The organism is Actinotalea caeni, from assembly GCF_009733795.1.
GTDB lineage: Bacteria > Actinomycetota > Actinomycetes > Actinomycetales > Beutenbergiaceae > Pseudactinotalea > Pseudactinotalea caeni.
In genome coordinates this window covers 84,798-97,352 of sequence record NZ_WNXX01000010.1, presented here as the reverse complement: position 1 = coordinate 97,352, position 12,555 = coordinate 84,798, and the positions used below count along the sequence as shown (strand labels likewise).

The following is a 12,555-nucleotide window of genomic DNA, read 5'->3' as shown; positions in this document are numbered from 1 at the left end:
AGGTGAGACCGTGCCCCTTCCCAACCTCACGCCCGAGCAGCGAGCCGCAGCGCTCGAGAAGGCCGCTGCCGCGCGTGCGACCCGTGCCGAGGTGAAGAACCGGCTCAAGTACTCCGGAGGCAAGCTCTCCGAGGTGATCGAGCAGGGCAAGACCGACGACGCGATCGGCAAGCTCAAGGTGCTCTCGCTGCTGGAGTCGCTGCCGGGCGTCGGCCGTGTCACCGCGAAGCAGATCATGACCGAGATCGGGATCTCCGAGTCGCGCCGGGTGCGTGGCCTCGGCCCGCACCAGATCGCCAAGCTGGTCGAGCAGTTTGGCTGAGCCGGCTCCCGCGAGCCGGACCGACGACACGCCCGCCCCGGCCCGCCTGACGGTGCTGGCGGGCCCGACCGCCGTCGGCAAGGGCACGGTCTCGGCGGACATCCGCGCGCGGTACCCCGACATCTGGCTCTCGGTCTCGGCGACCACGCGGCCGCCGCGGCCGGGCGAGATCGACGGCGTCCACTACCTGTTCCTCTCCCCGGAGGAGTTCGCCGACATGGTGGCGCGCGGGGAGTTCCTCGAGCACGCCGTCGTCCACGGCCGCCACCACTACGGCACGCCGCGCGGCCCGGTCGAGGAACGGCTCGCCGAGGGCCGGCCGGTGCTGCTGGAGATCGACCTGCAGGGCGCGCGCCAGGTGCGCATCACGATGCCCGAGGCGCGCTTCGTGTTCCTCGCGCCGCCCACCTGGGAGGAGCTCGTGCGGCGGCTCGTCGGGCGCGGCACCGAGACCCCCGAGGAGCGGGAGCGGCGTCTCGCGACCGCCCGGATCGAGATGGCGGCGGTGTCGGAGTTCGACCACACGATCGTCAACGACGACGTGACGCGCGCCACCGACGAGCTGGTCGCCCTGATCCGGGGCGAGGACGGGTAGACTGGCCCACGGCCATCGTGCCGTCCTGTGCGCCGCGCCGGTACCCGGCGCGTGGTCGTGCCCACCGTCGTCACTCCCTGCGAGGTCTTTGACATGTCCGGAACCGTCGCCCAGCCCGAGGGCATCACCGATCCGCCGATCGACACCCTCCTCGAGCACGTCGACTCCAAGTACGCCCTGGTGATCTGGGCCGCCAAGCGCGCGCGCCAGATCAACTCCTACTACGCGCAGCTCAACGAGGGTCTGCTCGAGTACGTGGGCCCGCTCGTCGAGACCGAGCCGCAGGAGAAGCCGCTGTCGATCGCGATGCGCGAGATCAGCGCCGGCCTGCTGACCGTGGAGCCCGAGGAGGACTGAGCCTCCTCGCACCGCGCGAACCGGTCGACGAGCTCGGAGAAGGGGGCCTCGGCGTGCGCATCGTCCTGGGCGTCGCGGGCGGCATCGCCGCCTACAAGGCCGCGCTGCTGCTGCGGCTGCTGCGCGAGGCCGGTCACGACGTGCGCGTCGTCCCGACGCCGGCCGCGCTGGAGTTCGTCGGCGCCGTCACCTGGGAGGCCCTGTCGGGCCGACCGGTGACCACGTCGGTCTTCGAGGGCGCCGACGCCGTCGAGCACGTGCGCATCGGACGCGAGGCCGACCTTGTCGTCGTCGCGCCGGCCACGGCCGACCTGCTGGCGCGCGCAGCCGCCGGCCTCGCGGACGACCTGCTCACCGCGACCCTGCTCACCGCCACCTGCCCGGTGCTGATGGCGCCGGCGATGCACACGGAGATGTGGCACCACCCCGCGACCGTCGCGAACGTCGCGACGCTGCGCGACCGCGGCGTGCACGTGCTCGACCCCGACGACGGCCGCCTCACCGGCGCCGACTCCGGCCCCGGCCGGCTCCCCGAGCCCGAGGCGATCGCCGCCGCTGCGCTCGCGCTGGTCGAGCCGCCCGCGGCGCAGGACCTCGCAGGCCGCCGCGTCGTCGTCAGCGCGGGCGGCACGCGCGAGCCGCTGGACCCGGTGCGGTTCCTCGGCAACCGCTCGTCGGGCCGGCAGGGCGTCGCGATCGCGACCGACGCCGCCCGCCGAGGTGCCGACGTCACCCTGGTCGCCGCCAACGTCGACGCGGCCCTGCTGCCCGACGGCGTCGAGGTCGTCACGGTCGAGACGACCGCGCAGCTCCAGGAGGCGATGACCGAGCGCGCCTCGACCGCCGACGTGCTCGTCATGGCCGCCGCGGTCGCGGACTACCGCCCCGCCGCCGTCGCCGACGCGAAGGTCAAGAAGTCGGGAGACGGGCTGACGATCTCCCTCGTCGAGAACCCGGACGTCCTCGCCGGTCTCGTCGCCGGGGCGCGGCCGGGCCAGGTGGTCGTCGGCTTCGCGGCCGAGACCGGTGACGAGCACGGCAGCGTGCTCGACCACGGCCGCGCCAAGGCGCGCCGCAAGGGTGCGGACCTGCTCGCCGTCAACGCCGTCGGCGCCGGCACCGGGTTCGGCGACGTGCCGAACGCGGTCGTCGTGCTCGACGCCGCCGGCGAGGTCGTCACCGAGGCGAGCGGGAGCAAGGCGGACGTCGCGCGCGGGCTGCTGGACGCCGTCGTCGCGCTGCTGGCACGAGACGCGGACGGCGCTGCTCCGGAGACGTCGGCGGCGCCCACTACGCTGCCACGGTGACCTCCCGCCTGTTCACCTCCGAGTCCGTCACCGAGGGTCATCCGGACAAGATCTGCGACCAGATCTCCGACGCGATCCTCGACGCGATGCTGCGCCACGACCCGCACGCCCGGGTCGCCGTGGAGACGATGGTGACGACCGGCCTCGTGCACGTCGCCGGCGAGGTGACGACCAGCGGCTACGTCGAGATCCCGCGCATCGTGCGCGACGTCGTCACCGGCATCGGCTACACCTCCTCCCGCGTCGGGTTCGACGGCGACTCCTGCGGCGTCTCGATCTCGATCGGCCAGCAGTCCGACGACATCGCCCAGGGCGTGAACACCTCGCTCGAGGTGCGCCAGGGCGCCTCCGAGCAGGACCCCTACGACCTCCAGGGCGCCGGCGACCAAGGCCTGATGTTCGGCTACGCCTCCGACGAGACGCGGCAGCTGATGCCGCTGCCGATCCTGCTGGCGCACCGTCTGTCGGCGCGGCTGACCGAGGTGCGCAAGAACGGGCAGGTGCCGTTCCTGCGGCCCGACGGCAAGACCCAGGTGACGATCGCCTACGAGGACGACCGCCCGGTCGCCGTGCACACCGTGGTGATGTCGGCCCAGCACGACGAGACCGTCGACGTCGAGCGCACGCTCGCGCCGACGCTGCGCTCGGCGGTCATCGAGCCGGTGCTGCGGCAGATCGCCGAGGAGACCGGCATCGACGTCTCCTCGCCGCGGCTGATCCTCAACCCCACCGGGATGTTCGTCATCGGCGGACCGATGGGTGACGCCGGGCTCACCGGCCGGAAGATCATCGTCGACACCTACGGCGGCGCGGCACGTCACGGCGGTGGCGCCTTCAGCGGCAAGGACCCCTCGAAGGTCGACCGGTCGGCGAGCTACGCGATGCGGTGGGTCGCCAAGAACGTCGTGGCCGCCGGGCTCGCGCGCCGGTGCGAGCTGCAGGTGTCGTACGCGATCGGGCGCGCCCACCCGGTCGCGGTGCACGTGGAGACGTTCGGGACCGAGACCGTGCCCGTCGACCGTATCGTCGGGGCGATCGAGACGGTGTTCGACCTGCGGCCGGCCGCGATCATCGCCGAGCTCGACCTGCTGCGGCCGATCTACGCCAAGACCGCCAACTACGGTCACTTCGGGCGCGAGCTGCCCGAGTTCACGTGGGAGCGCACCGACCGCGTCGACGCGTTGCGGGACGCGGTGCGCTGACCGACGCGTGACCGAGCAGCCCAGCCTCCTCGACCCGCGCGCCGAGCCCGCGCCGTCGCCCCAGCGCTGGGCGGGTGTCGCGCAGGTGCTCGTCGACGTGCCGCTGCCGCACCTCGACCGCCCCTTCGACTACGGGATCCCGCGCGAGCTGGACGACGACGTGCGCGTGGGCGTGCGCGTGAAGCTGCGGTTCGCCGGGCGCGAGCGCGACGGGTACGTCGTCGGGCGCACGGCGGCGAGCAGCCACGCGGGTGAGCTGACCCCGATCCGGCGGGTCGCGGGGCCGGTGCCGGTGCTCGCGCCCCAGGTGCTCGCGCTCGCTCGTGCGGTCGCCGAGCGCTACGCGGGCACGACCTCCGACGTGCTCCGGCTGGCGCTGCCGCCCCGGCACGCCGGTGCCGAGGCCGCGGTGCTGGCAGCGTCCGAGGAGGCCGGGAGCGAGCCGACACCGCGCATCACGGGCGGGCTGTTCGCTCAGAGCGAACAGCCCGAGCCGGAGCCGAGCGACCTGCTGGCCTGGGCGGACGTGCCCGGTGGCGCGGCGTTCCTGCACCGGTTGACGGCGGGGGAGTCGCCGCGAGCGGTGTGGTCGGCGCTGCCCGCGCCCGGGCCCGACCGTGCCTGGCCGGCCGCCGTGGCCGCGGCGGTGCGCGCGGTGCGGCGCTCGGGCAGGGGAGCGGTCGTGCTGGCGCCCGACCAGCGCGACGTCGAGACGGTCGCGGCCGCGCTCGAGCAGGCGGGCGTCGAGCACGTCGTGCTCACCGCCGAGCTGGGCCGCTCGGCGCGCTACCGCCGGTTCCTGCTGGCACTGCTGGGTCGCACCCAGGTGGTCGTGGGCACCCGGTCGGCGGTGTTCGCGCCGGTGCGCGACCTGGGGCTGCTCGTGTGCTGGGACGACGGCGACGACCTCTACGCCGAGCCGCGCGCGCCGTACTGGCACGCTCGCGAGGTCCTCCTCCAGCGCGCCGAGCTCGAGGGCGCCGCCGTGCTGCTCGCCGGCTACGCGCGCACCCCGGCGGCCGAGCAGCTGGTCGTGGACGGCTGGGCCCGGTCGCTGGCGTCGGAGCGGGCCGTGGTGCGCGAGCGCACGCCCCGGGTCGTGGTGCCCAGCGACGTCGACCTGGCCCGGGAGGGCCCGGCCGCGGCCGCGCGGTTCCCCCGGCCGGCCTGGGAGCTCGTGCGTCGCGCGCTCGAGCACGGGCCGGTGCTCGTGCAGGTGCCGCGTGCGGGCTACCTGCCGGTGGTGGCGTGCGCCCGCTGCCGGGCGCCGGCGCGCTGCCCGGCCTGCCACGGGCCGCTCGGCCTCCCGGGCCGCTCGGCCTCACCTGTGTGCCGCTGGTGCGGCCGGCGCGCCACGGGGTGGGCGTGCAGCGAGTGCGCCGCCACCGAGGTGCGCGCGGCGCGCGTCGGTGCCGGACGCACCGCGGAGGAGCTGGGCCGCGCCTTCCCCGGCGTACCCGTGCTCACCTCCGGTCGTGACGGCGGCGTGAGCGGTGGGGTCGACGAGCGGCCGCGGCTGGTGATCGCGACACCGGGCGCCGAGCCGGTCGCGGCGGAGGGCTACCGTGCCGCCGTCCTGCTCGACGGCGGTCTGATGGCCGCGCGCGACGACCTCGACGCCTCGGTGGAGGCGCTGCGCCGCTGGTTCAACGCGGCCGCGCTCGTCCGGGCCGACGGCCAGGTGATGCTGCTCGGGCAGCCGCCCCAGGCGCCGGCACAGGCGCTGCTGCGCTGGGACCCGAGCGGCTACGCGCAGCGCGAGCTCGGCGAGCGCGAGGAGCTGGGGTTCCCACCGGTGGCGCGGATGGCGGCGGCCACGGGGGAGTGGGCAGCGGTGCGCGACCTGCTGGCGCGTGCGCGGCTGCCGGCGTCGGCGGAGGTGCTGGGCCCGCAGCCCGTGCTCGACGAGCAGGGCGAGGAGCGCGCCCGGGCGCTGGTGCGGGTGCCCCGGTCCGACGGGGCCGCGCTGGCGGCGGCGCTCAAGGCCGCGCAGGCCGTGCGCAGCGCGCACAAGGAGCCCGTTGTGCGCCTGGAGATCGACCCTGGGGCCTGACCGACATTTCGGATCACGCGCCGAAAGTTGCAGTCCGGTTCGCTCCCGTGCCTGGCGTCGGCGTGTCGAGGGCCGCAGGTGGCCAGGTCAGGGCATCGCACGATGCTACTGTGCTCGAAAGTTGCGGCGTCGTCGGCGTCGTCGGGCAGGGCAGGGAGAGCAGGATGGCGAGCCAGCCGAGCGGGCGGACGACGATCGCGGTCATCGCGGCCGAGGCCGGTGTCTCGGTGCCGACCGTGTCGAAGGTGCTCAACGGGCGCCCCGACGTGTCGCCGCGCACCCGTGCCACCGTCGAGGAGGTGCTCGCGCGGCACCAGTACCGCCGCCGGGGGCGGGGTCCTGCGAGCAGCGGCCCGCCGCTGCTCGACCTGTGCTTCCACGAGTTCGACAACGACTGGGCGCTCGAGATCATCCGCGGTGTCGAGGCCGCGGCCGCCGAGCACGGCATCGGCGTGGTCCTCAGCGAGCTCGGCGGCCGGCACCGCCCCGAGCAGTCCTGGCTCGACGCCGTGCTGGCGCGCCGCCCGATCGGGGTGCTGCTCGCGCAGTCGAGCCTGAGCGCGGGCCAGCGGCACCAGCTCGAGTCGCGGTCGATCCCGTTCGTCGTGATCGACACCGAGGGCGAGCTCCCGAAGGACGTCCCGACGGTCGGCTCGAACAACTGGCACGGCGGCCTGGCAGCGACGTCGCACCTGATCGAGCTCGGCCACCGGCGGATCGCGATGATCTCAGGGCCGAGCGACGTGCTGTGCTCGCGCGCCCGGGTCGACGGCTACCGCTCGGCGCACGACAACGCCGGCGTCGCGACCGACCCGGCCCTGGTGCGCTGGGGCGACTTCAGCGTGTCCGCCGGCTACGAGCACGGGCTCGCGCTGCTGTCGCTGCCCGAGCGACCGACCGCGATCTTCGCGGGCTCCGACCTGCAGGCGCTCGGTGTGCTGCGCGCGGCCCGCGAGCGTGGTCTGGAGGTGCCGCGCGACGTGTCGGTCGTCGGCTACGACAACCTGCCGCTGACCGAGTGGGTCGGCCCCGCGCTGACGACGGTCGACCAGCCGCTGCAGGCGATGTCGCGCACCGCCACCCAGATGCTGGTGGCGCTGGCGCGTGGGCAGGAGCCGCCGCTGCGCCGTGTCGAGCTCGCGACCGAGCTCGTCGTGCGCGAGAGCAGCGCCCCGCCCGCCGCCTGAGCCGCGCGGTCGCACGCCGCGCGACGGGTGTGATGGGGTAGGGCCGTGACACAGGTGACCACGGTCGTCTTCGACCTCGGCAACGTGCTGGTGGGCTGGGACCCGCGTCGGGTCTGGTCGAGGAGCCTCAGCGACGCGGAGATCGACGCCTTCCTCGACGAGTCCGGCTTCCACGAGCTCAACCGCAGCCTCGACGGCGGCGTGCCCTACGCCGAGGCCAGGGCGCAGCTCGAGGCCCGTGCGCCGCACCACGTCGCGACGCTCGACGCCTACTGGCAGGACTTCGCCGGTTCCCTCACCGGGCCGGTGCCGGGCTCCGCGGAGCTGGTGGCCGAGCTGCGCGACCTCGGGATGCGGCTGCTCGGGCTGACCAACTGGTCCGCGGAGACGTTCCACCACGCGCCGGTCGTGGCTCCTGCGATCGGCATGCTCGAGGACGTCCTCGTCTCCGGCCGCGAGGGGATGGTCAAGCCCGACCCGCAGATCTTCGCCCTGCTCGTCGAGCGGTACGCGCTGGACCCGGCGCGGACGTTCTTCACCGATGACACCCGCGCGAACGTCGCGGCCGCGCACGACGCCGGCCTGCACGCCCACCTCTTCACCGGCGTCGAGGACCTGCGGGCCGCGCTGCGCGACCTCGGTGTCGGCGTGGCGCCCGCCGGTTCCTAGACTGACCCGCGTGCGTGTGCTGTTCGCGGGGACTCCCGCCGTCGCGGTCCCGTCCCTCGAGGCGCTGCTCGACTCCCGTCACGAGGTGGTCGGCGTGCTCACGCGCCCGCCGGCACCGGTGGGACGCAAGCGCGTCCTGACCCCCAGCCCGGTGCACCAGCGCGCCGAGGCCGCTGGGCTCCCGGTGATCACGGCGAACCGCCCGCACGAGGAGGAGACGCTGGCCCGGCTGGCCGAGCTCGACGTCGAGTGCGCCGCCGTCGTGGCCTACGGCGCGCTGTTGCGCGAGCCCGCGCTGTCGCTGCCACCGCAGGGCTGGGTGAACCTGCACTTCTCGCTGCTGCCGGCCTGGCGTGGCGCCGCCCCCGTGCAGCACGCGCTGATGGCCGGTGACGACATCACCGGCGCGACGACGTTCCTCATCGAGGCCGGCCTCGACACGGGGCCGGTGCTGGGCACGATGACCGAGGCGATCCGACCGGACGACACCGCGGGGTCGTTGCTCGAGCGGCTCGCGCACGCGGGCGCGCCGCTGCTCGTCGCGACCCTCGACGCGATCGCCGACGGCACCGCGGAGCCGCGTCCCCAGGCCACCGACGGCGTCAGCCACGCGCCGACGCTGCGCAGCGAGGACGCGCGCGTCGACTGGCGGCTGCCGGCGGAGGTGGTCGACCGCCGGGTGCGTGGTGTCACGCCGGCGCCCGGCGCGTGGACGACGCACGATGGCGCCCGCTACAAGCTCGGCCCGGTGACGCCGACGGTGCTGCGGATGTTCGTGCCGCCCGGCGCGGTCCGCACCACGTCGGACGGCGTGCTGGTCGGCACCGCGACGGCGCCGGTCCGGCTGGGCGAGATCGCACCGCCGGGCCGACCCTGGATGAGCGCCGCCGACTGGGCGCGCGGTGCCCGTCTCGACCCGGGCTGGACCTTCGACGTGGACGGGGACACCGATGGCTGACCGCGACAGGCACGGCCGCGGCGACGGCAGCCGGGACGACCGCCGACGCGGCGACGAGGACCGGCGCGGCCGTGGTGGTCCGCCGGAGCGTGGCGGCCACGCTCGTGGGACCGGCGGCGAGCGCAGCCACGGGGGCCGCGACAGCCGTCCGCGCGGGGGGTCCCGGTCGCGGCCGAGCGAGCGGTCGCGCGGCACCGACCCGGCACGGCGCGCCGCGTTCGACACGCTCCGGGCGGTCGCCGACTCCGACTCCTACGCGAACCTGGTGCTGCCGCCGATGCTCGCCGAGCGCGGCATCCGTGGCCGGGACGCGGCGTTCGCGACCGAGCTCGCCTACGGCACGCTGCGGCTGCGCGGGCGCTACGACGCGGTGATCGCCCTGGCCGGCAACCGGCGCCCCGAGGACGTCGACGCGCCGCTGCTCGACGTGCTCCGGCTCGGTGTGCACCAGATCCTGGGCATGCGCGTGCCCGACCACGCCGCGGTCTCGGAGACCGTCGGCCTCGCGCGGTCGGTGTGCGGGACGGGCCCCAGCCAGCTCGTGAACGCGGTGCTGCGGCGTGTCGCCGAGCAGGACCTGGACGCCTGGCTCGAGGCGGTCGCGGCCGCTCAGCCCGACGACGTCGAGCGGCTCGCGGCCGTGCACTCGCACCCCGGCTGGGTGGTGCGCGCGCTGCGGCAGGGTCTGGCGGCGACGCCGCCGGGGGCCGACGACCTGACGGCGCTGCTCGAGGCCGACAACGCCGCTCCTGCGGTGACGCTGGTCGCGCGCCCGGGACTGGTCGCCGACGGCGACGTCCCCGCCGACGCCGAGCCCGGTCGCTGGGCGAGCACCGCGCGCATCCTCGCCGCGGGCGACCCCGGCGCCTTGCCCGGCGTGCGCGAGGGCCGGCTCGGCGTGCAGGACGAGGGCAGCCAGCTGGTGGCGCTGGCGCTGGCCTCCGCGCCGCTGGAGGGCACCGACACGCGATGGCTCGACCTGTGCGCGGGGCCGGGCGGGAAGGCGGCGCTGCTCGCCGCCCTGCTCGCCGAGCGTGCGCCCGACGGCGAGCTGGTCGCCAACGAGGTCTCGGCCCACCGCGCCCGTCTCGTCGAGCGCGCGGTCGGCGCGGCGGCGGAGCGCGTGCGCGTCGAGGTGCGGGTGGGCGACGGCCGCGAGGTCGGCGCCGAGGAGGCCGAGCGCTACGACCGGGTGCTCGTCGACGTCCCGTGCACGGGGCTGGGGGCGCTGCGGCGCCGCCCGGAGTCCCGGTGGCGCCGGTCGCCGTCGGACCTCGCCGCGCTCGGACCGCTGCAGCGCGACCTGCTGCGCTCGGCGATAGCGGCCACCCGCCCGGGCGGCCTGATCGGCTACGTCACCTGCTCGCCCCACCTGGCCGAGACCCGGCTGGTGGTCGAGGACGTCGTCAAGAAGGCGCCGGCGGAGGTGCTCGACGCGACGGCGGCGGTCGCCGAGGTCGCGCTCGCGCCCCTGGACGACCAGCGGGGACCGTTCCTCCAGCTCTGGCCGCACCGGCACGGCACCGACGCGATGTTCCTCGCGCTCCTGCGCCGCACCTGATCGGTAGGCTCGCGGTCGTGCTGCACCCGCCGATCCTCATCTCGCCGAGCGTCCTCGACTCCGACCTGGCCCGGCTGGCGCAGGAGGTCGACCGGATCGCCTCGGCGGACCTCGTGCACCTCGACGTCATGGACAACCACTTCGTGCCGAACCTGACGTTCGGCCTGCCGGTGGTCGCGAGCCTGCTCGAGCACACGTCGATGCGCGCCGACGTCCACCTGATGATCGAGGACCCCGACACCTGGGCGCCCGGCTACGCCGAGGCCGGCGCGGCCACGGTGACGTTCCACGCCGAGGCCTCTCGCGCGCCGGTCAAGCTGGCGCGCGAGCTGCGCGCCAAGGGAGCCCGCGCCGCGCTGGCGCTGCGACCGGCCACCGGCGTGGAGGCCTACCTCGACCTGCTGCCCGAGTTCGACATGGTGCTGGTCATGACCGTCGAGCCCGGCTTCGGCGGGCAGAGCTTCATCGACGGCGTGCTCCCGAAGATCCGGCGCACACGCGCGGCGATCGACGAGCTCGGTGCCGACATCTGGATCCAGGTCGACGGCGGCGTCTCGCGCGACACGATCGCCCGGGCGGCGACCGCCGGCGCCAACGTGTTCGTCGCCGGGTCCGCCGTGTACCGCGCGGACGACCCCGCGACCGAGATCGCCGTGCTCCGCGAGCTGGCGACGCAGGCCTGGACCGACTGACCGCGGTGCGGGTGGTGCCGCCCCCGACCTCGGCACCACCCGCCGCCCGGCCGAGTCCGCCGGCCCACGCAGCCACGCCACGCGGACCAGGGTCCGACCGAGCACCGAGCGGGCGGTGCCGCCCCCGACGACGGCACCACCCGCGGCCCGGCCGAGCGCCGCCGGCCCACGCGACCACGCCACGCGGACCAGGGTCCGACCGAGCACCGAGCGGGCGGTGCCGCCCCTGCGACGGCACCACCCGCGGCTCTCAGCTCTCCAGAGGTCCGCGCCTGCGGAGCAGGAGCACGCCCACGCCGATCAACAGCGCGGCCAGCGCCAGCGCCGACGGACCGGCCGCTCCGGTGCTCGGGAGCTGGTCGTCGGCGGCATCAGGGGCGTCCGCCCCGACCTGGAGCACGGGCGGTGCCGCCGCCACCGGTGCGCGCCCGGTGGTGCCGTTCCCGCCCGGGCCACCAGGCGTGCCCGGGTCACCGGGGTCGCCCGGGTCGCCCGGGTCACCGGGGTCGCCCGGGTCACCGGGATCGCCCGGGTCACCCGGGTTGCCAGGGCCACCCGGCACCGGTGCTGCCGCCGGGCACGCCGTCGCGGCGTCGCCCAGGACGCCGATCGCGAGGCAGCCGACGTCGACCGGGATCGCGATCGGCAGGTCGATGGCGATGCCGCCGGCCCGCGGCGTGCCCGGGTCGCCCGGCAGCGGTGCCGCCGCCGGGCAGGTCGCCGCCGCGTCGCCCAGGACGCCGGCGGCGAGGCAGGAGACCTCGACCGGGACCGTCACCGGGGCGGACACCGCCAGGGCGCCGCCACCGCCGGCGGGCCTGGACACCGCCGTCGGACCGCCAGCGTCGCAGCCGGCCGCGGCGTCACCGAGGACGGCCAGGCTGTTGCAGGTCACGCTGACCGGTACGCGCACCGGGACGCCGATGGTCACACCGCCCGCCGCGCCCACAGCGCCCACAGTGCCCACCGTGCCCGCCTCGGCGGCCTGCGGCTGGGGCGTGCCGGCCTCCGGTTCGCTCTCGCCGGACGTGCTCGCGTCGCCGAGCACGCCCACGGCCAGGTGGGAGATGTCGACCGCGAGCTCGATGGGGACGTCGACGTCGACACCGCCGCCGGCCGGCTCGGCGGGCTCCGCCGCCTCAGCGGGCTCGGCCGGCTCGGCGGGCTCGGCGAGGTCAGAGGGTTCGGCCGGGGGCTGCGCGGGCGCCGAGGTGCTGGCCTCGCCGAGCAGCCCGACGGCGATGTCGGTGACGTCGACGTCGATCGTGACCGGCACGTCGACGTCCACGGTGCCGCCAGGCGGTTCCGGAGCCGCGGGTGCCGGCACAGCCTCCGCCGGGGAGGAGTCGGGGGTCGTGGACGCCTCGCCCAGCAGCCCCAGCGCCACGTCGGCGACGGCGATGTCGAGCGTCAGGGGGATGTCGACGTCGATGTCGGGCAGGGCCTCGGACACCTCGCCGAGCGGGATGTCGAGCTCGAGGTCGAGCCCGAGAAGGCCGGGACCGTCGTCCTCGGCAGCGTGGGCCGCTCCGGCCCCGAGGGCGATCAGCCCTCCTGTGACGAGCGCTGTCTGCAGCGCACGCCGAAGGAACACGTGCATGGGTGGTCTCTCCTGTGACTGAGGTGGTGGCGTGCGTGGGCACGCCGAGAAC

12 protein-coding genes are annotated in these 12,555 nt (G+C 75.7%); 11 read left to right on the top strand and 1 reads right to left on the bottom strand.

Annotation, left to right across the window (positions count from 1 at the left end; all coding sequences use genetic code 11):
• The first annotated feature begins 10 nt into the window (after positions 1–10).
• The 11 genes from mihF to rpe all read left to right on the top strand — a co-directional run bounded on the left by mihF (position 11) and on the right by rpe (position 10,903).
• Entirely contained in the window at positions 11–322 is a 312-nt protein-coding gene (gene mihF / locus GPA02_RS10665; protein ID WP_156199908.1) for an integration host factor, actinobacterial type, read from the top strand.
• Entirely contained in the window at positions 315–917 is a 603-nt protein-coding gene (gene gmk, locus GPA02_RS10660) for a guanylate kinase (RefSeq protein ID WP_156199907.1), read from the top strand. The genes mihF and gmk overlap by 8 nt, the downstream gene beginning before the upstream one ends.
• A 93-nt stretch (positions 918–1,010) precedes the next feature.
• Positions 1,011–1,274, top strand: coding sequence for a DNA-directed RNA polymerase subunit omega (gene rpoZ / locus GPA02_RS10655; protein WP_156199906.1), 264 nt, complete (start codon positions 1,011–1,013; stop codon positions 1,272–1,274).
• Positions 1,275–1,327: 53 nt separating this feature from the next.
• The gene (coaBC, locus tag GPA02_RS10650) at positions 1,328–2,581 is read left to right on the top strand and encodes a bifunctional phosphopantothenoylcysteine decarboxylase/phosphopantothenate--cysteine ligase CoaBC (protein WP_156199905.1); all 1,254 of its coding nucleotides are present in this window, start codon (positions 1,328–1,330) and stop codon (positions 2,579–2,581) included.
• Positions 2,578–3,783 (top strand): methionine adenosyltransferase, encoded by a 1,206-nt coding sequence (metK, locus tag GPA02_RS10645; RefSeq protein WP_156199904.1) that lies wholly within the window; start codon positions 2,578–2,580, stop codon positions 3,781–3,783. The genes coaBC and metK overlap by 4 nt, the downstream gene beginning before the upstream one ends.
• 7 nt (positions 3,784–3,790) lie before the next feature.
• Entirely contained in the window at positions 3,791–5,836 is a 2,046-nt protein-coding gene (locus tag GPA02_RS10640) for a primosomal protein N' family DNA-binding protein (RefSeq protein WP_204986574.1), read from the top strand.
• A gap of 164 nt (positions 5,837–6,000) precedes the next feature.
• Complete coding sequence (locus tag GPA02_RS10635) at positions 6,001–7,023, top strand: LacI family DNA-binding transcriptional regulator (RefSeq protein ID WP_156199903.1); 1,023 nt, start codon at positions 6,001–6,003, stop codon at positions 7,021–7,023.
• Between the two features lie 45 nt (positions 7,024–7,068).
• The gene (locus tag GPA02_RS10630) at positions 7,069–7,692 is read left to right on the top strand and encodes an HAD family hydrolase (RefSeq protein WP_156199902.1); all 624 of its coding nucleotides are present in this window, start codon (positions 7,069–7,071) and stop codon (positions 7,690–7,692) included.
• Between the two features lie 10 nt (positions 7,693–7,702).
• A complete protein-coding gene (gene fmt, locus GPA02_RS10625; protein ID WP_156199901.1) occupies positions 7,703–8,650 on the top strand; it encodes a methionyl-tRNA formyltransferase in 948 nt (315 codons plus the stop codon).
• Positions 8,643–10,211, top strand: a complete 1,569-nt coding sequence (locus GPA02_RS10620) for an RsmB/NOP family class I SAM-dependent RNA methyltransferase (RefSeq protein ID WP_156199900.1) — start codon at positions 8,643–8,645, stop codon at positions 10,209–10,211. The genes fmt and GPA02_RS10620 overlap by 8 nt, the downstream gene beginning before the upstream one ends.
• A 17-nt stretch (positions 10,212–10,228) precedes the next feature.
• Positions 10,229–10,903, top strand: a complete 675-nt coding sequence (gene rpe, locus GPA02_RS10615) for a ribulose-phosphate 3-epimerase (protein WP_240133987.1) — start codon at positions 10,229–10,231, stop codon at positions 10,901–10,903.
• Positions 10,904–11,153: 250 nt separating this feature from the next.
• On the opposite strand, the gene GPA02_RS19275 is transcribed toward rpe, so the two are convergent.
• Entirely contained in the window at positions 11,154–12,503 is a 1,350-nt protein-coding gene (locus GPA02_RS19275; protein ID WP_156199899.1) for an LPXTG cell wall anchor domain-containing protein, read from the bottom strand.
• Positions 12,504–12,555: the final 52 nt, after the last annotated feature.

Coding starts and splice junctions, on each gene's coding strand:
- rpoZ (WP_156199906.1), top strand. CDS start 1,011: ATGTCCGGAACCGTCGCCCAGCCCGAGGGCATCACCGATCCGCCGATC.
- GPA02_RS10635 (WP_156199903.1), top strand. CDS start 6,001: ATGGCGAGCCAGCCGAGCGGGCGGACGACGATCGCGGTCATCGCGGCC.
- GPA02_RS10620 (WP_156199900.1), top strand. CDS start 8,643: ATGGCTGACCGCGACAGGCACGGCCGCGGCGACGGCAGCCGGGACGAC.
- GPA02_RS19275 (WP_156199899.1), bottom strand. CDS start 12,503: ATGCACGTGTTCCTTCGGCGTGCGCTGCAGACAGCGCTCGTCACAGGA.